The following is a 21,124-nucleotide window of genomic DNA, read 5'->3' as shown; positions in this document are numbered from 1 at the left end:
GGCCCTTTGTTCGATGGGCGGCGGAAAGTCAAGCAAAGCGCGGCTTTGCTGACGGGTATTATTTTACCCGATCGTTGCGGAGAAGGTGCGGACCTGCCGCACGGTGCCGGCATCGCTCTCGATCTCCGTCGTCTGGCTGGTGTCGAGCACCAGGCCTGTAGCGGGATCGGCGCGCTGGGTCAGGCGGAAGGTGACGCGCCGATCGGCGGAGCCTCCGTTCAGCTCGCGGGTGGTGAGGATATGCCCATCCGCGGTGCGTTCGCTGCGTTCGGTGCCGGTAAGCGGTGTCGCGACGCCATCGGGTGCACGCATGGTGAGCGTGATCGGATGGAGAGCGCGCGTCTCCGTCGCTGCAGCCTTGGGATCGATCAGCGGAGAGAGGGTGCTGGCCAGCATGGCGAGCTGACGTTCCGGCGGCAGCGAGCGCAGCATGACCACCGGCGCCGGATCGGCGCTGCCCGGCGCCCTTCCTGGCTTGCGGCGTCTGATGGCGTCGGCGATCGCGTCGACCACGTGCGTCCACAGCGCCTCGCGGTCGGCGACGGCGAGGGGCTGGCCGGCGCCGTCGAGCGTTATCGTCATGCGGCGTCCGATCAATGCAGACAGCCCGGCCTCGGCGATGGCGCTGCTGGCGTTGGCGGCTTCGCCCGAGGCGGACAACGTATCGACATCGGCGACGTAGCCGCCGTCACGGACATGGAAGACGACGCGGCGGGTGGTGGCGAAGCGGCTCTCCGCGCCGTCGAGGGTGCGCGTTTCCGCGACGGTGAGCGTGATCGGTTGCTCGACCGGTGGGGCAAAGGCCGGCGCGGCCGACATGATGGCGAGCAGGGCCGCAAGCAACGCGCTCATCGCGTGGACGCGGCGATCCATGCCGCCAGCGCTTCCCCGGCAGCGGCGGGAACGATCTCGATCGCCGGCAGGTCGTAGCTGTGGCGCTCGGCGATGCGCGCGGCGAGGCGGGGCGCGACGGCGATCGTGGTCTTGAACAGCGCCTGCACTTCCTCGGCGTGCTCGATCTTGCCCTGCCAGCGATAGATCGAGGTGCAGGGAGCAGCGATGTTGACGCAGGCGGCGAGCTCCTCCTCGACCATCGCCGTGCCGATCGTCTCCGCCTCGCCCCGGTCGGCGAAGGTCGCCAGCACCAGCGCGATGTCGCTCATCGCCGCCCGGCCGCGTGTGCGCCCCAGACGGTGGCGATCAGCAGGAGCGTGCCGACGAGCTGGTGCAGCGCCGCCAGCCAGATCGGCACGCCGCTCATTACGGTGGCGATGCCGAGCAGGATCTGAAGGCCCACCGCCGAGTGAATCGCGATCGATGCGCGTCGGTCGCCCGCCGCCCGGGCCTTGCGCGCCAGCACCACCAGCCCGGCGAAGGCGATCCACGCCCACCAGCGGTGGATGAAGTGGACGAGGAACGGATCGTTGACCGCCGCGTCGAGGACGGAGCGGCCGGCGAGCGTCTCGGAGGGGAAGAGGCGGCCGTTCATCAGTGGCCAGTCGCTGGCGGCCAGCCCGGCGTTGAGCCCGGCCATCAGCGCGCCATAACCGAGCTGGACGAACAGCAGCACGAGCACGATCGCGCCTACGACAGTCAGCCGCGCCGGTTTGTCAACGGAGGTGCGGACGAGGGCGCGTAGATCGAGCGCAGTCCAGACGATGCCGCTAAGGATGACCAGCGCGGTGAGGAGGTGGATGGCGAGACGGATGTGGCTGACGTCGGTTCGCACCGACAGGCCCGAGGTCACCATCCACCAGCCGATCGCGCCCTGCAGCCCGCCCAGCGCGAGCAGCGCCGTCAGCCGCCAGCCATAGCCGCGCGGGATCTGCTTGCGAATCCAGAACCACAAGAGCGGCAGCGCGAAGGCGAGGCCGATCATCCGCCCGAGCAGCCGATGCAGATATTCCCAGAAAAAGATGCCCTTGAACTGGGCAAGCGTCATCCCCCGGTTGAGCTGCTGATATTCGGGAATGCGCTGGTAGTTGGCGAACTCGGCCTGCCACTGCGCGTCGTTGAGGGGTGGGATGACGCCGCTGATCGGCTTCCATTCGGTGATCGACAGCCCCGATTCGGTGAGCCGGGTGATGCCGCCCACCACCACCATCGCCACGATCAGCGCGGCCACGACATAAAGCCAATGGACGAGCGCCATCGGGCGGGCGGTCGGCGGGTCGAGCGGAGGCCGGAGCATCGCGGCGAGTTAGCGGAGTGGGGGTGTGAGGCCAAGCGGATTGGTGGGAGGAATGCCAAAATGACATTTGTCACCGCAAATCAGGTGGCCGGTTCGGGTCGCTGGCAGACGAACTCGACGAGCCGTCCATCGGGGTCCCGAAGATAGCCTGCATAGTAATTGGGGTGGATATGCGGCGCGAGCGCAGGCGCGCGGTCCAGCGTCAGCCCTGCCGCTTCCGCCTCGGCATAGACGCGGTCGACCGTGGTGCGATCGGGCACGGCGAGGGCGAAATGGACATGCGAGACCGGATCGCCCTCGGCGATGAACAGGTCCAGCGTGGTGCCGTCGCCGAAGCCCTTGGACGGGCCGTCGACCTGCAGGGTGTAACCGAGCGGCGCCAGGGCGCGGGCGTAGAAGGCCACGGTCTCGGCGGGCTTGCGCGTATAGAGTTCGAGATGATCGATCACCGGCGTCTCCTTGTATGGAGGCGGTAGTCTATCGCGCGGGCGCGACGCGATCTTGGCATGAGATGCGGGAAATGTGATCGTGATCGATCGTCTGCCCCGCAGGTTTGAGGACATCCGATGACCATCCCCCTCGACGCCGCCGATCTTACGATCCTGCGCCTCTTCCAGGAGGATAGCGCCACGCCGATTCGCGCGCTCGCCGAGGCGGCGGAGCTGTCGGTGCCGTCGGTGCAGCGCCGGCTGCGGCGCCTGCGCGATGCTGGGGTGATCGAGCGCGAGATCGGTGTGCTCGCGCCGGCCGCGCTCGGGATGGCGATGACGTTCGTCGTGCTGGTCGAGCTCGAGCGCGAGCGGCTCGACCAGCTCGATGCCTTCCGCCGCCGCGCGCTGCGCGATCCCAATGTCCAGCAATGCTATTACATCACCGGCGAGGCCGATTTCGTGCTGATCTGCCTCGCGCGCGACATGGCCGAGTTCGAGGCGCTGACACAGCGCCTGTTCTTCGCCGACGAGAATGTCCGCCGCTTCCGCACATCGGTGGTGCTCAGCCGCACCAAGGTGGGGCTGAGCCTTCCGATCGGCGAATGAGCGGCGAGGCGCTTACAGCACCTCGAACAACCCGGCCGCGCCCATGCCGCCGCCGATGCACATCGTCACCACGACGTACTTGGCGCCGCGGCGCTTGCCCTCGATCAGCGCGTGGCCGGTGCAGCGCGCGCCGGTCATGCCGTAGGGGTGGCCGATCGAGATCGAGCCGCCGTTGACGTTGAGCAGCTCGTTCGGGATGCCGAGCTTGTCCTGGCAGTAGAGCACCTGCACCGCGAACGCCTCGTTGAGCTCCCACAGGCCGATGTCGTCCATCTTGAGGCCGAAGCGGTCGAGCAGCTTGGGGATCGCGAAGACCGGGCCGATGCCCATCTCGTCGGGCTTGGTGCCCGCGACCGCCATGCCGACGTAGCGGCCGAGCGGCTGGAGGCCGCGCTGCTCGGCCAGCTTCTCCTCCATCAGCACCGAGGCGGCGGCGCCGTCCGACAGCTGCGAGGCGTTGCCTGCGGTGACCGAGCCGTCGGGCAGCACCGGCTGCAGCGCCTTCAGCCCCTCGAGCGTGGTGTCGGGGCGGTTGCCCTCGTCCCTGGCGAGGGTGACCTCCTTCTGCGTGACCTCCTTGGTCTCCTTGTTGACCACGTTCATCTTCGCGGTGACGGGCACGATCTCGTCGTCGAACTTGCCGGCGGCCTGGCCGGCGGCGGTGCGCTGCTGCGACTGGAGGGCGTATTCGTCGCAGCGCTCGCGGCTGATGTTGTAGCGCTTCTGCACCACCTCGGCGGTCTGCAGCATCGGCATGTAGATGTCGCCGTGCATCGCCAAGAGCTCGCGGTCGGGGCCGACGCGCATCTCCGGCGTCTGGACGAGCGAGATCGACTCGACGCCGCCGCCTACGCACACGTCCATGTTGTCGACCATGATCTCCTTGGCCGCGGTGGCGATCGCCATCAGGCCGGAGGCGCACTGGCGGTCGACCGACATGCCGGCGACGCTGACCGGCAGCCCGGCGCGCAGCAGCGAGGTGCGGGCGATGTTGCCGGCCTGCACGCCCTGCTGGAGCGCGGCGCCGAATACGACGTCCTGCACCTCGGCCGGGTCGATCCTGGCGCGCTCGACCGCGGCCTTGATCGCGTGGCTGGCGAGGGTGGGCGAGGGCAGGGCGTTGAACGCGCCGCGATAGGCGCGGCCGATCGGGGTGCGGGCGGTGGAGACGATGACGGCGGAGCGCATTGGGCTATCCTCTCGGGCTTAGACGAAAATCTGGCTGATCCACTCGGCGACCATCGCGGGCTTGTCTTCGCCCTCGATCTCGACGGTGAACTCGTTGACCTGCTGCCATTGGCCGGGGCGCTTCTCGCTGAACTCGAGCAGCTTGAAGCGGCCGCGCACGCGCTTGCCCGAGCGCACCGGCGTCAGGAAACGGACCTTGTTGCCGCCGTAGTTGACCGCCATCCGGATGCCCTCGATCTGCGGCTGCTCGGCCTTGGAGGCGAGCAGCGGCATCAGCGACAGCGTGAGGAAGCCGTGAGCGATGGTGCCGCCGAACGGCGTCAGCTTCGCCATTTCCGGATTGACGTGGATGAACTGGTGGTCGCCGGTCGCGTCGGCGAACTTGTCGATCATCTCCTGCGAGACCTCGACCCAGTCGGAGACGACCTCCTGCCCGATCTGCTGGGTCCGTTCCTGGACGGTGATTGTCGACACGGCATTCCTCTCTGGGCGGCGTTTTACGCGATGACGGATTTCTCTCAGCACGGCTGCGGCCCCGTCGCAAGGCCTAGCCGAACCGGAATTACGAAACGTGGGCTGACGTAGCGTAAAGGAGCGGACTCGAACTTCTAAATCTGTCCTTGGAATGGGCGGGACGCGTTCGAATCACCTGCGGTCTCAGGCGGTTTCGCCGCCGGTGGCGGCGCGCGCGGCCGGCTGCTTCTCCGGAAAGGGCATGATCAGCCGGCCGTCGGGCGCGGCGGTGTAGGTGGTCTGGGTGGGGAAGGGGATGGTGATCCCCTCGTCGGCGAACCTACGCAGGATCGCGACGATCACCTTGTCGCGCGTCGCGTGCGCCAGCGGCCAGTTGTCGCCGGGAATGTCGAACTCGAGCACGAAGTCGATTGAGCTCGGGCTGAATGTCTCGAAGCTTGCGCGGGCGACGGTCGCCTTCTCCGCCTCGACGATAGAGGTCAGCATCGCCGGCAGGGCGGCGAGCGTCTCGGGCGGTGTCTCGTAGGCGACGCCGATCGGCAGCCGGATCCGGACATGGTCGCGGTTCGATGTGTTCTGGATTTCCTTGTCGAGCAGGTTCTTGTTGGCGATCACGCGCTCCTCGCCGGTGAAGGCGCGGATGCGGGTCGACTTGAGGCCGATCGCCATGATCACGCCGGTAGTGTTGTCGTACTGGACCTTGTCGCCGACGCGGAACGGCCGGTCGAAGATGATCGCGAGCGCCGCGAACAGGTCGGCGAAGATGCCCTGCGCGGCGAGGCCGATCGCGATGCCGCCGACGCCGAGGCCGGCGACGAGGCCGGTGATGTTCACGCCGAGGTTGTCGAGCACCACGATCAGCGCGATCGCGAACAGCGCGAAGGTGACGAGCAGGCGGATGAGGCCGAACGCGCTGCCGAGCGTCGCGTGCTCGTCGGCGCGGCTGCGGTTCTCGATCGTGCCGAGGATCAGCTCGCGCGCCCAGAGCGCCGCCTGGAACACCGCGGCGACGGTGAACAGGAAGGTGATCGTCGAGGAGACGATCGGCGGCGCCGCCGCATAGCCCGCGACCAGCCGGGCCGCGAGCATCACCATGAAGAAATTGCCGGTGCGTGCGATCGCCCGGCCGATGACGCCGCCCCAGCCGTCGGCGAGCCCCGGTCGGCGGCACAGCTTCATGCCGATGCTGCGCGCCGCGTGGAGCAGCGCGACGATCGCGGCGGCGATGCCGACGGCGATTAGGATCTGCAGCCAGTGGGTCTGGAGCCAGGCAAGGCTGTCGGTGAACAGGGCGTCGGCGTGGGCCTGCACCTCCTCAGCAGTGATCGGGTCCTTGACGGTCGCGGCCGCGTTGGCGGCGGTCGTGTTGCTCATCGATGGGCTCCTCAGGCGGCAGCGCGCTTGTGGACGGTCGGGACGCCCTTTTCCAGCAGGGCGATGAGGCCGCGCTCGTGGCGGCTCAGATATTTGGCGGAGCGCGGCAGCGGCTGGGCCCTGAGCGCCGCTTGGCCGCCCGACTTGGCGAGTTCGATCAGCAGCGGGTGGACATAGCTCTTGCGCGCGATCGCGGGCGTGTTGCCGAGCATCTCGGTGACCGGTTCGAGCATCGTGTTGAGGCCGATGTCCTTCTCCGCCTCCACCAACGCGGTGAAGGCGATCACGCTCGCGCCCCAGGTGCGGAAATGCTTGGCCGTGAAGTCTTCGCCCATCGCCTCGCGGATATAGTCGTTGACATCGCCTGACGTCACGCCGCGCGCCTCGCCGGCATCATCGAGCCAGGCGAACAGATGCTGGTCGGGCAGGTCCTGGCAGCGCTTGACGAAGCGGGCGAGACTGCGGTCTGTGACGGTGAGCTGGCGCAGCTTGCCCGACTTGGCGCGGAACTGGAGGCGGAGCGTCTCGCCCGTCACCTTGCCGTGGCGCTTGCGCAGCGTGGTGGCGCCGAAGCTCTTGTTCGCCTTGGCATAGCCTTCGTTGCCGACGCGGAGCTGGCCGAGGTCGAGCAGCCGCACCACCGCGGCGACCGCCTTGTCCTTACTGAGGCCGGGACGGCGGAGGTCCGCCTGCACCCTTGCGCGCAGCTTGGGCAGCTTGCGCCCGAAAAGGGCGCAGGCCTCGTACTTCTCCGCCTCCTGCGCTTCCCGAAAGTCGGGATGATAGCGATATTGCTTGCGGCGCTTCTCGTCGCGGCCGACCGCCTGGATGTGGCCGTTGGGCTTCGGGTTGAACCAGGCGTCGGTATAGGCCGGCGGCAGGCCGATCGCGTTCAGCCGGTCGATCTCGTCGCGGTCGGTGATGCGGTTGCCGTCTGCATCCCAATAGCCCCAGCCGTGACGGACCTTGCGGCGTGTGATCCCGGGTGCGCTGTCGTCGCTGTAGATCAGTCGTGCCGCCATCGGGTCCGACCAATGCCCGGGCGGTCGATGGGTTCCGGAACCAGGCGCGGCGTATCGATTCGGGACGTCCTAACCCGCCGATAACGCATTGGCCTTAGGACGGCGGCGCGCGACAATCCCTGTCTCGCGCCGTGTCTCGCGCCGTTTGGGATTTTCGTGAATGCGCCTGCCGCTCCTGCTCGCTTCCATTGTCGTGCTCGCCGCGCCCGCCCTGTCGCAAGCCCAGCGCACGCCGTTCACCGTGGCCGAGACCGGCCGCTCCTTCCGCAGCTTCGACGAGGCGCTGGCGTCGCTCCAGGGCGGCGACGGTACGATCCGGATCGCGCCGGGCACTTATCACGAGTGCGTCGTCCAGGATTCGGGCAACGTCGCCTATGTCGCCGAGGTGCCGGGCAAGGTGATCTTCGAGCGCGCGATCTGCGAGGGCAAGGCGACGCTGGTGCTGCGCGGGGCGAGCGCGCGGGTCGACGGCATCGTCTTCATGCACACCTTCGTCAACGACGGGAACGGCGCCGGCATCCGTATCGAGAAGGGCAATCTCGCCGTTGCCAACGCGATGTTCATCGACGGCCAGTGCGGCATCCTGTCGGCGAGCGATCCGGCGAGCACGATCATCATCGACCGCTCGACCTTCGCCGGGCTCGGCAAGGACCCGACCGGCAACGGCGCGCACGCGGTCTATGTCGGCGAATATGGCGCGCTGAAGGTCACCCGCTCGCGCTTCGAACGCGGCACCGGCGGCCATTACCTCAAGAGCCGCGCGCCCAGGATCGAGGTGCTCGATTCGAGCTTCGACGACAGCCGGGGACAGGCCACCAACTACATGATCGACCTCTCCAACGGTGCCTCGGGGCGGATCGCGGGCAACAGCTTCGTGGTCGGGCCGAACAAGGAGAATTATTCGACGATGATCACCGTCGCGCCGGAGGGGATCAAGAACTCGTCGGCCGGGCTGGTGGTCGAGAACAACCGCGCCTGGCTGGCCGAGGGCTTCAAGTGGAAGACGACCCTCGTCGGCAACTGGTCGGGCGACAAGGTGACGGTGCGGAACAACCAGCTCGCCGACCGGATCGCGCCGGAGGGTTCGCGCTACTTCTAACGGCTTCAGCCAGCCAAGCGCGAGCCGAGGTGAGCGGCGAGATATTCGAGATTGGCGATCCGCCGCCACAAGCCGCTGTCGGTGATTCGGTCCATGCGGAAGTAGCGGCGCATCGCGGGGAAGGCGGGGTCGATCACCCGGCCCATGTAATCGGCGCCGAGCAGGCCGCCATGCTCGTCGGAGAGCGGGCGCAGGCGGCGCTGGATCGCGTAGCTGCGCTGGCGCAGCCAGATCGGGCGGACACGCGAGGACCATTCGTCGAAACGGTGCCGCAGGCTCGGCGGGCCGGCGAAGTCGTGGCCATAGGCGGACATGTGCCGCGCCAGGGTCGGATCGATCGCGTGGAGCAGCATCGCCTCGAAGCGGCCGGCGTGCTTTAGCGCGAGCGGCAGGGTCATCGCCTCGGCGACCACCTGATGGTCGAGGAACGGCATGAGATAGGGGCTGAGACGCGCCTCCAGGCTGATCTCGCGCCCGAACAGCGCACGGCAGCGTACCCGGGGGTAGATGTGCTCGACGAGGCCGCGGGAAAGGCGATCGTCCTGGGTTCCGGCCGCGTCCGCGATCTTGGCGGCGATGCGGTGGAGGAACTCGGCCTGGTCGAACCGCTCGGTCGCGTCCTCGCGGGTGAAGCGGGCGTAGAAGGTGCGCGCGACCGCGCCTGCGCCGATCGGCCGGTCGGGAAGGTAGAAGAAGTTGCGGTAGATCTCCCCGCAGCCGCCCGATGCCGCGAGCCCGCCGCCGGCGTGACGGGCCTGCTGCGCCGCATGGTTGCCGCCGTTGTCGAAGATGTTGCCGTAGGTCGGCAAGCCGTCGAAAGCGTGGAAGTTGCGCTCGACCTGCTCGGCGAAGGCGTCGGGCGCAAGCGGCTCGGCGGCCTTGTTGATCCATTCGACGTGGAAGCCCTCGGCGGCGCCGATCGCCTTGGCGATGGCGACGTCGGCATCGCCGGGCGGACCGTAGACGTAGATGTCGGGCTGCGACCCCGCTGCTCGCAGCGCCCCCAGGAGCAGGCGCGAATCGAGGCCGCCCGAGAGGGGGCAATGCACGCCGTTCCCGAACTGGCGGACATGGGCGCCGACGATCGCCTCCAGCCGGGCGCGGTGGCGCTCCAGCCGCTCGCCGGTCGGCATCGGCGCGATGCCGGGGAGCGGCTTGGCGGCGGGATGGGCGATCGTGCCGTGCTCGGTCAGCTCCAGGATCGTGCCGGGGCCGAGAGTCTTCAGCTCGGCGAACACCGTATCGTCGCCGATCGGCATGACGTTGAACGCGAGCTCGTACACGCCCTGCGCGTCGAAGCTGACGCGGGGCAGCGCCTTGGCAGCCGCCAGGAGGGAGGTGGAGAACAGCCGGCGATCGGCGTCGTGGAAGAGCTGGAAGGCGGCGAAATAGTCGGCGAACAGGAAGGTGCGGCCGGCGCTGCGCACCAGCGCCACGAACTGGCCGCCGATCCGCGACCAGTCGAGCGCCGGCAGGGCCATCGCGCGCAACCGCTCGAGCGCCGGCCGGCCCATCAGCCCGTCGACGGTGATCGTGCCGGCTACGGCGACGCAATCCTCGTCCGCCGTCAGCAGGCATTCCGGCCCGCCGATCGCATAGGGCCAGTGCAGCAGCTCCCAGCCGGGCAGCGCGACCGCGCTCGGCGCGTCGAAGCCGTGGCGAGCATATTGCGCCCGCGCTTCCGCCAGCGCCGCACCGGCGAACGCACGGTCGTCGGTTCGGACGAGGAACAGGCCGGCCATCAGGCCACCACCGGCTCGGCGGCGGGACGCGGTCTGCGCAGCGGCTTCCAGCTCGTCTCGCTGCGCTTGCGCCCGACATAGGTGTCGAACCCGATCTCGGTCCCCAGCAGCAGGAACAGGAACGGATTGAGCGCGATGCCGACGAAGGCGGCGCCGAGCAGGTAGATGAGATGCGCGTGCTGGAGCGCACTGGCGAGCGGCGCGATCCATGCCTCGTCGCCCTCGGCCTTCGCATAGCGCCGGCGCAGCACCTCCATGCGGACGAGGCCGATGACCTGGATCAGCAGCCACAGCGCGAGGCCCGGATAGCCCTGCTCGCCCAGCATCTCGAAATAGGCGCTGTGATAGGCGCGCGCCTTGTCGACCTCGAGCGAGCGCTCGACGGTAGCGTTGTTGCCGTTCTTCTCGATCGCGACCTTGTCGTAGCGGATGTGGTTCTGGCGATAGGCCTCGAACCCGCCGCCCATCGGATTGCGCTGCACATAATCGAGCGTCCACTTCCACACCGCGAGCCGGGTCGAGGCGGAAGCGTCGGCCTGATAGGTGCGGATCGTGTCCATGCGCTGGGTGAAGGTGGAGGGCAGCAGCGGCACCGCCACCAGCCCGAGCACGCCGATGCCGGCGATGTAGAGCAGCCGCCGCTTGACGTCGCGCAGCATCAGCACGCCGAGCAGCGCGACGCACAGCAGCCCGGTGCGCGCCGAGGTGCCGATCGGCATCAGCAGGCAGGCGAAGATCAGGGCATAGCAGAACAGCTTCACCCGCCAGTCGGGCGGGAAGATGGTGCCGTGGCGGGTGAACCACAGCAGGATCGGCACGATCGCGATCGCCACCGCGGAGATGATGCTGCCTTCGAACAGCCCGGTGTTGTTGGCGACCATCAGGTTGAGCTCGCCGTAGCCGCCGCCGGAGGCGAGCGTCTTGATCCCGCCGACGATGACGATCGCGCCGACCGACAGCAGCGAGAACATCAGCAGCGCCTCGATCCTGAGGCGCGTGCGCAACGTCAGCGGCAGGAAGATGCCGAAGGCGATCGCCTTCCACGCCCATCCCCATTTGAACTGCGCCTCGACCGGGAAGTCCGCGTTGATCGTGGTGTACCAGCAGTAGAGCAGCAGCAGGAACATCAGACCCTGGCGCGGCGCCACGCGCACGTCGCGCTTGTCCTCGGCTGCGAAGGACAGCACGGCGAGGGCGGCGGTGATCAGCGAATAGGGGATCGAGCCCAGCGCCGTGTACATCATCAGCTGCGGCGACAGCGTGTCGATGTAGACATAGGCGAGCACGAACAGGAACGGCCGCTTGATGCCGATCCCGAGCAATGTGGCGATGAAGCCGAGAAAGACGAGATCACGCACCCGGCCGGCCCCATCGCTTCGTGTGCGCCGCCGCCTCGTCGCGCGGGCCCGGCTCGCGGTCGAGGTCGTCCCGCCGCCACAGTCGGATCGCGGCGATCAGCATCAGGCCGTGGGTGAGCGCGAGCGCGAAATTGTCGATCATCGGCTCGTCGTCTCGTCCCCGGGGTGGCGCCTGAGGCCCGCTTACGCGCTGCCGGTTGACGCGCCGTTAAACAGTCGCGTGGCAGGGGAGCTCCGGCATGCGTATCCTCCACGTCCTCGATCATGGCCTGCCGCTGCACAGCGGCTATGCCTTCCGCACCCGCGCCATCCTGACCGCGCAGATGCGGCGAGGGCATGAGATCGCCGCCGTCACCGGCCCGCGCTATCATGACGGCGAAACGGGCGAGGTGACGATCGACGGCATCCGCTTCTTCCGCACCCCCGCTTTCGCGCCGGCACCGACGCCGCTCGGCGAATGGCGCGAGATCGCCGCCTTCGCGCGGCGGATCGGCGAGGTGATCGAGGACTTCCGGCCGGACGTGCTCCACGCCCATTCGCCGGTGATCGACGCGTTGGCGGCACTCAGGGCGCGGCGCGGCCTGCCGCTGGTCTATGAGATCCGCGCCTTCTGGGAGGACGCGGCGGTCGGCAACGGTACTGGCAGCGAGGGATCGCTGCGCTATCGGCTGACCAAGGGGCTGGAGACCTGGGCGGTGCGGCAGGCCGATGCGGTCGCGGTGATCTGCGAAGGACTGCGCTCGGACCTGGTGGCGCGCGGCATTGCTGCGGACAAGATCATGGTGTCGCCCAACGGCGTCGACATGACGCTGTTCGGCGCGCCCGTCCCGCCGGATTCGGCGCTCGCCGCGGAACTGGGCGTCGACGGGGCGGAGACGATCGGCTTCATCGGCAGCTTCTACGACTATGAGGGGCTGGACACGCTGATCGCAGCAATGCCGGCGCTGGTCGCGGCGCGGCCGGGGCTCAGGCTGATCCTGGTCGGCGGCGGGCCGGAAGAGGCGGCGTTGCGGGCGCAGGCGGCCGCCTCGCCGGCCGCGGAGGCGATCCGATTCGTTGGGCGGGTGCCGCACAGTGAGGTCGAACGCTACTACAGCCTGATCGACGTCCTGGTGTATCCACGCAAGGCAATGCGACTCACCGATCTCGTCACACCCTTGAAGCCGTTGGAGGCGATGGCGCAGCGCCGCCTCGTCGCCGCATCCGACGTCGGCGGGCACCGCGAGCTGATTCGTGACGGCGACACCGGCACGCTTTTCGCCGCCGACGATCCAGCGGCACTGGCCGAGGCGGTGGCGGCGATGTTCGCCGACCGCGGCGGATGGGACGCGCGGCGGGAGCGTGCCCGTGCCTTCGTGGAAGCGGAGCGCGATTGGGCCGCGAATGTGGCTCGCTACGATCCCGTTTACCAAAAGATCACCCAATCCGGGGCAAGGAAGGCGCCATGGTCGCGTTCTCCTTCCGTCAGCGCCTGACGCTTTCGCCGGCGGCGCTCGCTGCGATCGTCGCGGCGGGTGCGGTGGCGGCGGCAATGGTCGCGCTGCCCACGCACGTTCTCGAATCACTTGCCGTCGACAGTGGCGTCGCCGCCTTCGTGCCCTCGGCCGAGCCGCCGCTCGGCGCCACCGCGCGCACGCTGCTGGCGATGTTGGGCGGTGCCTTTGCCGGTGCGGTCGGCTGGGCAGTGGTGACGCTGCTGCCGCGCCGCGGGCCGCGTTCGGCCGCGCAGCCGCAATCGGACGAAGAGACGGTGCCGGTGCTTCGCCGCGCCGACGCGCATCCCGACGCGCCGCCGCGCGCGCCGCTGCTCGCCACCCGCGATCTCGGCCCGCCGCCGTTTCCGCCCGAGCGGGCCGAACCGGCGCCGGAGCCGGAGCCCGAACCGATCGAACGCGACCTGCCGCGCGACCTGGAGGCGCCGCTCTCCGCTTTCGATCCGGGCGCGATTCCCGAAGTACCGGCGGTGCCGGTCCCGCCGGTGGCGCCGCTCTATCGCAAGCCGGATCTCCGGCCCGGCGAGCGGATCGAGACCTTCGAGCTCGCCCGCCCGGCGCCGCTGCCGATCGACGAACGCCCACTCGCCGCGCCGCGCACCGAGGCGACGATCCAGGCGCTGCTCGACCGGTTGGAAAAGGGCGTCACGCGCCGTGCCGCGGCGGCTCCTGAACCGCAGCAGCCAACGTCGCCTGCCGAATCGTCGCTGCAAGGGTTGGAGCGGGCACTCGACGAGCTTCGCCGGCTGGCGGTGCGGGTGTAGGGCGGATCCGCTCTCATCCGTCACCCCGGACTTGTTCCGGGGGCCACTGGGCAGCCGAGCGTAGGTTTCACGCCTCCAGCTACAACCGTGGCGCCAGTCCAGGTGGAGACGTGGATGCCGGAACAAGTCCGGCATGACGATTCGGGTTCATTGCAGCCGCCGGTAATCCATCCCATCGCTTACGCCGCCGGCGGCAAAGTGAAGGGGATCGCGCTGCATTCGTTCACGTTCGTCCACTTTGCCCGCTCTCATCGTTCCTCCACCGTCAGCGCTTCGACCACCGCCTCGATCCGGTCGCTCGAACGCTGCTTGCGCACGACCGCCAGGTCGGCGACGAGATGCCCGCGCAGCGGCAGCTCCGCTTCGGGCAAGGCGGCGAGCCAGCGCCCGCTCGCATCGTCCCTCCCGACCGTCATCGTCAGCACATGCCGCGCGCCGCTGAACGTCGCGCTCGCCCAACGCGTCGACTGCGCTTCGGCGACCTGCACGGGCACGCCGGCCCGAGCGGCATTGTGGATCAATGCGCGCTCGAGCAGCGTCGCCGCGTCCGGACCCCGGCTCATGGCCGGCGCTCCGGGTGGGCGGCGATGAAGGCCTCGATCCGCGCGATCATTCTCGCCCCCGGCTCGCGGCCGTTGAGGAGATCGGAAACGAGCCGCGGATCGTTGGCCGCTCTCCGCCCGAACTCCGTCGCCGGCATGCCGGTCTGTTTCATGTAACGGCGCACGCGCGCCAGCACTTCCGCCACGATCCATACCTCCGACTCGCCGTTTGTGTTCCTGATATGTTCTGTTTGGTCATTTCCAACTTGTCTAGGAAATTTCCTACGCTATGGATGAGATGTGGATGGAGCCGAGCAACGTCGCGCGCTCGAGGCGCTGATCGCCGAGGGAGGTGTGAGCTTCGCCGCGCTCTCGCGCATGCTCGGCCGCAATCCGGCATGGCTGCAGCAGTATCTGAAGCGCGGCACGCCGAGGCTGCTGCCGGAGGAGGATCGCGGACGGCTCGCGCGCTTCTTCGGGGTGGACGAGGCGGTGCTCGGCGGGCCGGCGACGAGGCTGGTCGCCGTGCCGCGGATCGAGGTGAGCGCCGCCGCCGGCTCCGGACGGCTGGTCGACAGCGAGACGATGCGGCCGACGCGCTATCCGGCCGAGGAGCTGGCCCGCATGGGCGTGCGGCCGGAGGATGCGTCGGAGATCACCGTCAGCGGCGATTCGATGGCGCCGACGCTGCACGACGGCGACCGCATCCTCGTCGACCGCGGCCAGTGCCGCCCCGGCACGCGCGCGGCGATCTGGGTGATCCGGGTGGACGAGGCGCTGCGGGTCAAGCGGCTGGCAGGCGAGGGACGGCGCTGGCGGATCGTCAGCGACAATCCCGACTGGCCGGAGGAGCTGCGCGACAAAGCCGAGGTCGAGGTGCTCGGTCGCGTGGTGCGCCTGACGCGGGAGTTTTAGGGCGGATCGGCATTTGGGGGATGGCTGACATCCCAACCCTCTTCACCGTCACCCCGGACTTGTTCCGGGGTCCACCGGGAGGCAAGAACCGGACAAGAGGCTTGGGCGCAGCCCGCGAGGCTCAGTGGACCCCGGAACAAGTCCGGGGTGACGCAGAGGAGGGCGAGATGTCAGTCCCCTCCTCACCCTGTTCGGCGCAAGTCTCCATCTACGCCGCCTCCGACAGCTCCGCCGGCAGCCGGATCAGATAATCGAACGCCGACAGCGCCGCCGTCGAGCCCGCGCCCATCGCCACCACGATCTGCTTGTAGGGCTCGGTGGTGGCATCGCCCGCCGCGAACACGCCAGGACGCGAGGTCTCGCCGCGATGGCCGATCTCGATCTCGCCGCGCGGGGTCAGCGCCACCGCGTCCTTCAGCCACTCGGTGTTCGGCACCAGCCCGATCTGCACGAATATGCCCTCCAGCTCGACCTGGTGCATCGTGTCGTGGTTGCGGTCCTTGTAGCTGAGGCCGGTCACCTTCTGCCCGTCGCCATGCACCTCGGTGGTGAGCGCCGAGGTGATGATCTTGACGTTGTTGAGGCTCGCGAGCTTGCGCTGCAGCACCGCATCGGCGCGCAGCTGGCTGTCGTACTCGATCAGCGTGACGTGCGCGACGATGCCGGCGAGGTCGATCGCCGCCTCGACGCCCGAGTTGCCGCCGCCGATCACGGCGACGCGCTTGCCCTTGAACAGCGGCCCGTCGCAGTGCGGGCAATAGGCGACGCCCTTGTTGCGGTATTCGGCCTCGCCGGGGACATTCATCGTCCGCCACCTTGCGCCGGTCGACAGGATCACCGTGCGCGCCTTGAGCGAGGCGCCATTGGCGAGCCGCACTTCGTGGAGGCCGCCCTCATGGCCGGCCGGGACCAGCGCCTCCGCGCGCTGCAGGTTCATGATGTCGACGTCGTACTCGCGGACGTGCTGCTCGAGATGTGCGGCCAGCTTCGGTCCCTCGGTGTGGGGGACGGAAATGAAATTCTCGATCGCCATCGTGTCGAGCACCTGCCCGCCGAACCGCTCCGCCGCGATCCCGACGCGGATGCCCTTGCGCGCGGCATAGATCGCCGCCGCCGCGCCGGCCGGGCCGCCGCCGACCACCAGCACGTCGAACGGCTCCTTCTTCGCGATCGCCTCGGCCGCGCGCTTGTCGGCGCCGCTGTCAAGGCGGGCGACGATCTGCTCCAGCTCCATGCGGCCCTGGCCGAACGGCTCGCCGTTGAGGAACACGGTCGGCACCGCCATGATCTGCCGCGCCTCGACCTCGTCCTTGAACAGCCCGCCGTCGATCGCCGTGTGGGTGATGCCGGGGTTGAGCACAGCCATCAGGTTGAGCGCCTGCACCACGTCCGGGCAGTTCTGGCAGGTCAGCGAGAAATAGGTCTCGAAATGATGCTCGCCGTCGAGCGCCTTGACCTGCTCGATCACCTCCTGCGCGGCCTTGGACGGATGCCCGCCGACGTGGAGGAGGGCGAGGACCAGGCTGGTGAACTCATGCCCGAGCGGAATGCCGGCGAAGCGCACGCCGATGTCGGTGCCGACGCGGCGGACCAGGAAGCTCGGCCGGCGCGCGTCGTCGTCGGCGCGGACCACTGCGACCTTGTCCGACAGCGCGGCGATCTCGCCCAGCAGCTCGCCGAGCTCGCGCGACTTGGCGCCGTCGTCGAGGCTGGCGACCAGCTCGATCGGCTCGCGGATATTGACCAGATAGGCCTTGAGCTGCTGCGTGAGATTGGCGTCGAGCATCGGGTAATCTCCGGAAACTTCAGACAAAACGGCCCGGGGCGGAGGGTCATCCACCCCGGGCCGCGGTTCGCCCAAGGGGGCTGGGCTAGCTTAGATCTTGCCGACGAGGTCGAGCGACGGGGCGAGGGTCTCTTCGCCCTCTTCCCACTTGGCGGGGCAGACCTCGCCCGGGTGCGCCGCAATATATTGGGCCGCCTTGATCTTCCGCAGCAGCTCAGCCGCGTTGCGGCCGACGCCTTCCGAGGTGACCTCGACGAGCTGGATCACGCCTCCCGGATCGACGACGAAGGTGCCGCGGTCGGCCAGGCCCTGACCCTCGCGCAGGACCTCGAAGTTGGTCGACAGGACGTGGTTCTGGTCGCCCAGCATGAAATAGTTGATCTTGCCGATCGCGGGCGAGGTGTCGTGCCACGCCTTATGGCTGAAATGCGTGTCGGTCGACACCGAATAGACTTCGACGCCCATCTTCTGCAGCGTCGGGTAGACGTCGGCCAGGTCCTCGAGCTCGGTCGGGCAGACGAAGGTGAAATCGGCCGGATAGAAGAAGAACACCGCCCACTTGCCCTTGGTGTCGGCGTCGGTGACGGTAACGAACTTGCCTTCCTTATAGGCCTGCGCGGTGAATGGCTTGATGGTGCTACCAATCAGCGACATGTGTCTCTTTCTCCAGTTTTGCGTTGCGGCACAAATCGGCGCTGCACTGCCGCATATAGGGGCGGTGCGGCGGAGGTAAAATGGGAAGCCTTGGTCGATGTGATCGACTGAGGCGATCAATCGAATAGGACTGATCGGGCAACAAGTTCCTCCCCGTGCCGGGGAGGATCTAAGATCAGCTCACCGCCTGGTAGATGCTGTACGCGCTGATGACCGTCAGCAGCGTGCCGACTAGCGCCATCATCGGCCGTGCCGGCACGTGGCGCGCGAGCCAGCCGCCGAAGGGCGCCGCGGCGACGCCGCCGATCAACAGCCCTACCGTGTGCAGCGTAAAAGCCTCCGGCCCCAGGGCGACGAGAAACGTCGCCGAGATGGTGGAGGTCAGGAAAAACTCGGCGGTGTTGACGGTGCCGATCGTCGTGCGCGGGGTCGATCCCTGGATCAGCAGGTTGCTCGTCACCACGGGCCCCCAGCCGCCGCCGCCCGCCGCATCGAGGAAACCGCCGACGAGCCCGAGCGGCTCGATCACCTTGGGCTGTTTGGGCTCGACGCGCCCGCGCCAGGCGCGCAGCAGCAGGTAGAGGCCGATGGCGGCCAGATAGGCCATCACGAACGGCCGCGCGACCGACGCGTCGACGCTCGACAGCACGAAGGCGCCCAGCGCACCGCCGATCACGCCGGGGATCACCAGACGCCGGAACAACCGCCAGTCGACGTTGCGGTGCGCGACATGGCTGATGCCGGACGCGGCGGTGGTGAAGGTCTCCACCACATGCACGCTGGCCGAGGCGAGGGCAGGGGAGACCCCCATCACGCTCACCATCAGCGTCGAGTTGATCACCCCGAAAGCCATGCCGAGCGCGCCGTCGACGATCTGCGCCGCAAAGCCCACCGCGATGAACGGCAGCAGCTGCGACCAATCGATACCGCCCATGCACGTCTCCAGCTGCCCAGGGTCCAGAATGGCTGCGGCGGCCAAATCCCACAAGACAGATAGAGTTTTACCACGCCAAACCGAAAGTTGCCGACGCTGGAATTCGGCGGCGGAGAGGCCTACATGCAGCCGATTAAGGGGATCGTGCCGATGTTTGCTGGGCTCGTGGCCTATCTTGATTCGATCAAGGCGCGTGATCCCGCGCCGCGGTCGCGCTGGGAAATCCTGTTCTATCCGGGCGTGCTCGCGCTCGGGATGCACCGCATTGCCCATGCGCTCTACCGCCGCGAGCTGTTCTTCCTGGCGCGTGCGGTGAACCATTATGCCCGCTTCCTGACCGCGATCGACATCCATCCGGGCGCGAAGATCGGCCGCAACTTCTTCATCGATCATGGCTTCACCGTGATCGGCGAGACTGCCGAGATCGGCGACGACGTGACGATCTATCAATGCGTGACGTTGGGCGGTACCAGCCCCGACAACGGCGTCGGCGGCAAGCGCCACCCGACCATCGCCGACGGGGTGATCGTCGGCTCGGGCGCGCAGGTACTGGGGCCGATCACGGTCGGTCCGCGCGCGCGGATCGGCGCCAATGCGGTGGTCACGCGCGACGTCCAGCCAAGCGCGGTGATGGTCGGCATCCCCGCCAAGCCGACTCTGGTCGAGGCCGACACCTATCAGCGCGAGTTCGTGCCCTATGGCACGCCCTGCAGCAGCGAGTGTGATCCCGCCGGCCAGCGGCTGGAAGCGATGCGCGCCGAGCTGGAGGGGCTGCGCAAGCGGATCGACAAATTGCTCGCCGAGCGCGAGGTGGAGCGCGACCGCGCCTGATGGGGACGGTCACGCCCTTCCCGCTGCCGGGCCGCACCCCGCTGCAGATCGGCTTCGAGCGGCTCGAGCTCACCCGCATCCTCGATCTCTACGGCCGGATGGTCGCGGCGGGGCATTGGCGCGACTATGCGATCCAGCTCGGCCATGAGGCGGCGGTGTTCGCCGCCTTCCGCCGCTCCGCCGAACGGCCCGAGTTCCGCATCGAGAAGCGCCCGGCGCTGCGTAACCGCCAGGGCATGTGGGCGCTGATCGGCGAGCATGGCATGGTGCTGAAGCGTGGGCATGAGCTGAACCCGGTGCTGGCGCCGGTGGAGCGGCGGCTGCTCAAGATCGTCGAAGCATAACTCCCTCTCCCCTTGGGGAGAGGGTAGGGGAGAGGGGGTGGGGTCTCACCGAGACCGTCGCTCGCGGCACTGCCCCTCTCCCAACCTCTCCTCGGAGGGAAGAGGGCTCATGGACCCTACACCGCCGCCACCGCCTGCTGCACCGGCGGCAGCCGCTTGGCGAGGTCCCGAGTAGGGACACCGCCAGCCGCCGCGCCGGATGCCAGAAGGCGGAGAGCAGCAGCAGCGCCGACCCGATCACCAGTGCGGTGAACGCCGCCGACAGCTCGACCGCGCCGACCTTTTGGAACAGCGCGTAGAGTGCATAGAGCACATAGGCGAGGCTGGAGACGAGCAGCGCGCGCCGGTCCACCGCCAGCGCGACGAAGCCGAACGCGACGTAGAGCGCCAGCACCACCAGCGCCATGCCGATCCCGATCGTCCCGTCGAACACGCCGAGCATGTGGAACACCGAATGCGCGATCATCGGCGCGGCGGCGAGGTGCAGCCAGAAGGCGACGTCGGCGCGGCGGGTACGGCGCTCGCGGTCGCTCATGTCCCACCACATCGCGACGGCGAACATCGCGACGCCGCCGACCAGCACCATCGGATAGACGGCCTCATCGCGCGCGCCGGTCGCGGCCATGAACAGCGCGACGACCACGCCGACCAGCGCCGCGCCGCCCGCGGCGACGGTGATCGGCACCATGAAGCGGCGCCAGTGCAGCCATGCCGCGCCGGCCGTCACCAGCGCGATGCCGGCGATGATCACCGCATCGAGCCGGTCGGGCAAGTCGGGATTGGTCTCGGTCATCACGCCGATCAGCGCCGCGGCGACGCCGCCGACGAAGGTCAGCAGCAGCAGGATCGACGGCAGTGCCATCCGCCGTCGGCGTGTGAAATATTCGGCGAGGGCCCAGGACACGATCGCGACCGCCGCGCCGCCTGCGGGGTCGGCGATCCATCCGCCGATCCATGCTACCGCGGTCAACAGCAGCGCGATCGCGATGGCGACGAAGATGTCGTTGAAGCCGGTGAGGAGCCGGAACGACTCCTCGTCGACCGCCGGCGCGAGCCGGGTCGCGGCGATATGGTTGCGGAACGCCGCGGCCGCCTCGGGGGTCAGCACCCCCGCGTCGACCGCGCTGTTCAGATCGGTTTCGCTGTACATGCCATGCTCCTCCCCCTCGCGACGGGGAGGATAGCATTAGTGTATTGCTTGAGCAATACAGTTGATGTGAAAGCCTTGGGACGGCCACTTTCAATCCTCCCCCGCCAGGGGGAGGTGGCACGCGAAGCGTGACGGAGGGGGAGGAAGCACGCCGATAGCGGGCCGCCGTCCGCCCCCTCCGTCAGCCTGGGGCTGACACCTCCCCCTGGCGGGGGAGGATTGAAGT

Annotated in this window: 24 protein-coding genes; 7 read left to right on the top strand and 17 right to left on the bottom strand. The window is 68.5% G+C overall.

The genetic code is table 11. From position 1 onward, the window contains the following. Positions 1-63: 63 nt before the first annotated feature. The 4 genes from AC2YHA_RS08180 to AC2YHA_RS08165 all read right to left on the bottom strand — a co-directional run bounded on the left by AC2YHA_RS08180 (position 64) and on the right by AC2YHA_RS08165 (position 2,640). Positions 64-873 (bottom strand): hypothetical protein, encoded by an 810-nt coding sequence (locus AC2YHA_RS08180; RefSeq protein WP_487401086.1) that lies wholly within the window; start codon positions 871-873, stop codon positions 64-66. After that, a complete protein-coding gene (cutA, locus tag AC2YHA_RS08175) occupies positions 849-1,163 on the bottom strand; it encodes a divalent-cation tolerance protein CutA (RefSeq protein ID WP_487401085.1) in 315 nt (104 codons plus the stop codon). The genes AC2YHA_RS08180 and cutA overlap by 25 nt, the downstream gene beginning before the upstream one ends. Then, complete coding sequence (locus AC2YHA_RS08170) at positions 1,160-2,191, bottom strand: COX15/CtaA family protein (RefSeq protein ID WP_487401084.1); 1,032 nt, start codon at positions 2,189-2,191, stop codon at positions 1,160-1,162. Before AC2YHA_RS08170 ends, cutA begins: the two co-directional genes overlap by 4 nt. Before the next feature lie 80 nt (positions 2,192-2,271). Then, a complete protein-coding gene (locus tag AC2YHA_RS08165) occupies positions 2,272-2,640 on the bottom strand; it encodes a VOC family protein (RefSeq protein WP_487401083.1) in 369 nt (122 codons plus the stop codon). 117 nt (positions 2,641-2,757) lie between these two features. Here AC2YHA_RS08165 and AC2YHA_RS08160 point away from each other — a divergent pair, with 117 nt between their 5' ends. Next, a complete protein-coding gene (locus tag AC2YHA_RS08160) occupies positions 2,758-3,228 on the top strand; it encodes an Lrp/AsnC family transcriptional regulator (protein WP_487401082.1) in 471 nt (156 codons plus the stop codon). Between the two features lie 12 nt (positions 3,229-3,240). Here the strand turns inward: AC2YHA_RS08160 and AC2YHA_RS08155 are convergent, their stop codons facing one another. The 4 genes from AC2YHA_RS08155 to AC2YHA_RS08140 all read right to left on the bottom strand — a co-directional run bounded on the left by AC2YHA_RS08155 (position 3,241) and on the right by AC2YHA_RS08140 (position 7,286). Next, positions 3,241-4,416, bottom strand: coding sequence for an acetyl-CoA C-acyltransferase (locus tag AC2YHA_RS08155; RefSeq protein ID WP_487401081.1), 1,176 nt, complete (start codon positions 4,414-4,416; stop codon positions 3,241-3,243). Between the two features lie 18 nt (positions 4,417-4,434). Continuing rightward, on the bottom strand, positions 4,435-4,890 hold the full coding sequence (locus AC2YHA_RS08150) for a MaoC family dehydratase (protein WP_487401080.1): 456 nt from the start codon (positions 4,888-4,890) through the stop codon (positions 4,435-4,437). Positions 4,891-5,073: 183 nt separating this feature from the next. Beyond that, positions 5,074-6,264, bottom strand: a complete 1,191-nt coding sequence (locus AC2YHA_RS08145; protein ID WP_487401079.1) for a mechanosensitive ion channel family protein — start codon at positions 6,262-6,264, stop codon at positions 5,074-5,076. An 11-nt stretch (positions 6,265-6,275) separates the two neighbouring features. After that, positions 6,276-7,286 (bottom strand): DNA topoisomerase IB, encoded by a 1,011-nt coding sequence (locus AC2YHA_RS08140; RefSeq protein WP_487401078.1) that lies wholly within the window; start codon positions 7,284-7,286, stop codon positions 6,276-6,278. A 160-nt stretch (positions 7,287-7,446) separates the two neighbouring features. Here AC2YHA_RS08140 and AC2YHA_RS08135 point away from each other — a divergent pair, with 160 nt between their 5' ends. Further along, on the top strand, positions 7,447-8,385 hold the full coding sequence (locus AC2YHA_RS08135) for a right-handed parallel beta-helix repeat-containing protein (RefSeq protein WP_487401077.1): 939 nt from the start codon (positions 7,447-7,449) through the stop codon (positions 8,383-8,385). Between the two features lie 5 nt (positions 8,386-8,390). Here AC2YHA_RS08135 and AC2YHA_RS08130 read toward each other — a convergent pair whose 3' ends face one another. From AC2YHA_RS08130 to AC2YHA_RS08120, 3 genes are read right to left on the bottom strand one after another with little or no spacing between them, the layout of a single operon-like run. After that, positions 8,391-10,127, bottom strand: coding sequence for an asparagine synthetase B family protein (locus AC2YHA_RS08130; RefSeq protein ID WP_487401076.1), 1,737 nt, complete (start codon positions 10,125-10,127; stop codon positions 8,391-8,393). Then, positions 10,127-11,485 (bottom strand): DUF5935 domain-containing protein, encoded by a 1,359-nt coding sequence (locus AC2YHA_RS08125; RefSeq protein WP_487401075.1) that lies wholly within the window; start codon positions 11,483-11,485, stop codon positions 10,127-10,129. Before AC2YHA_RS08125 ends, AC2YHA_RS08130 begins: the two co-directional genes overlap by 1 nt. Continuing rightward, positions 11,478-11,627 carry a hypothetical protein gene (locus tag AC2YHA_RS08120; RefSeq protein ID WP_233785894.1) on the bottom strand — a complete coding sequence of 50 codons (150 nt, stop codon included), beginning with the start codon at positions 11,625-11,627 and terminating at the stop codon, positions 11,478-11,480. Before AC2YHA_RS08120 ends, AC2YHA_RS08125 begins: the two co-directional genes overlap by 8 nt. A 97-nt stretch (positions 11,628-11,724) precedes the next feature. Here AC2YHA_RS08120 and AC2YHA_RS08115 point away from each other — a divergent pair, with 97 nt between their 5' ends. Together AC2YHA_RS08115 and AC2YHA_RS08110 are read left to right on the top strand one after the other, a co-directional pair. Then, positions 11,725-12,960, top strand: a complete 1,236-nt coding sequence (locus AC2YHA_RS08115; RefSeq protein WP_487401074.1) for a TIGR04063 family PEP-CTERM/XrtA system glycosyltransferase — start codon at positions 11,725-11,727, stop codon at positions 12,958-12,960. After that, positions 12,930-13,742: a hypothetical protein gene (locus tag AC2YHA_RS08110; protein ID WP_487401073.1), complete on the top strand. Its 813-nt coding sequence runs from the start codon at positions 12,930-12,932 to the stop codon at positions 13,740-13,742. Before AC2YHA_RS08115 ends, AC2YHA_RS08110 begins: the two co-directional genes overlap by 31 nt. Positions 13,743-13,990: 248 nt before the next feature. Here the strand turns inward: AC2YHA_RS08110 and AC2YHA_RS08105 are convergent, their stop codons facing one another. Then, positions 13,991-14,305 carry a hypothetical protein gene (locus tag AC2YHA_RS08105; RefSeq protein ID WP_487401072.1) on the bottom strand — a complete coding sequence of 105 codons (315 nt, stop codon included), beginning with the start codon at positions 14,303-14,305 and terminating at the stop codon, positions 13,991-13,993. Next, on the bottom strand, positions 14,302-14,490 hold the full coding sequence (locus AC2YHA_RS08100; RefSeq protein ID WP_319937546.1) for a hypothetical protein: 189 nt from the start codon (positions 14,488-14,490) through the stop codon (positions 14,302-14,304). Before AC2YHA_RS08100 ends, AC2YHA_RS08105 begins: the two co-directional genes overlap by 4 nt. A 94-nt stretch (positions 14,491-14,584) precedes the next feature. Here AC2YHA_RS08100 and AC2YHA_RS08095 point away from each other — a divergent pair, with 94 nt between their 5' ends. Continuing rightward, positions 14,585-15,199 (top strand): S24 family peptidase, encoded by a 615-nt coding sequence (locus AC2YHA_RS08095; RefSeq protein WP_487401071.1) that lies wholly within the window; start codon positions 14,585-14,587, stop codon positions 15,197-15,199. 208 nt (positions 15,200-15,407) lie between these two features. Here the strand turns inward: AC2YHA_RS08095 and ahpF are convergent, their stop codons facing one another. The 3 genes from ahpF to AC2YHA_RS08080 all read right to left on the bottom strand — a co-directional run bounded on the left by ahpF (position 15,408) and on the right by AC2YHA_RS08080 (position 18,573). Then, positions 15,408-16,985, bottom strand: a complete 1,578-nt coding sequence (gene ahpF, locus AC2YHA_RS08090) for an alkyl hydroperoxide reductase subunit F (RefSeq protein WP_487401070.1) — start codon at positions 16,983-16,985, stop codon at positions 15,408-15,410. A gap of 90 nt (positions 16,986-17,075) precedes the next feature. After that, on the bottom strand, positions 17,076-17,639 hold the full coding sequence (ahpC, locus tag AC2YHA_RS08085) for an alkyl hydroperoxide reductase subunit C (RefSeq protein WP_487401069.1): 564 nt from the start codon (positions 17,637-17,639) through the stop codon (positions 17,076-17,078). Between the two features lie 175 nt (positions 17,640-17,814). After that, on the bottom strand, positions 17,815-18,573 hold the full coding sequence (locus tag AC2YHA_RS08080; RefSeq protein WP_233785994.1) for a sulfite exporter TauE/SafE family protein: 759 nt from the start codon (positions 18,571-18,573) through the stop codon (positions 17,815-17,817). A gap of 150 nt (positions 18,574-18,723) precedes the next feature. Here AC2YHA_RS08080 and epsC point away from each other — a divergent pair, with 150 nt between their 5' ends. Continuing rightward, entirely contained in the window at positions 18,724-19,404 is a 681-nt protein-coding gene (epsC, locus tag AC2YHA_RS08075; RefSeq protein ID WP_487401068.1) for a serine O-acetyltransferase EpsC, read from the top strand. Next, entirely contained in the window at positions 19,404-19,748 is a 345-nt protein-coding gene (locus tag AC2YHA_RS08070) for a DUF2794 domain-containing protein (RefSeq protein ID WP_487401067.1), read from the top strand. Before epsC ends, AC2YHA_RS08070 begins: the two co-directional genes overlap by 1 nt. Here the strand turns inward: AC2YHA_RS08070 and AC2YHA_RS08065 are convergent. Then, positions 19,729-20,898, bottom strand: a complete 1,170-nt coding sequence (locus tag AC2YHA_RS08065) for a hypothetical protein (RefSeq protein ID WP_487401066.1) — start codon at positions 20,896-20,898, stop codon at positions 19,729-19,731. The two genes, AC2YHA_RS08070 and AC2YHA_RS08065, sit on opposite strands and share 20 nt — an antisense overlap. Positions 20,899-21,124 lie beyond the last annotated feature (226 nt).

This window comes from Sphingomonas sp. SRI_018, assembly GCF_057586275.1.
The sequence above is the reverse complement of the archived record's forward strand: the minus strand, read 5'-3'. Positions and strand labels throughout refer to the sequence as shown.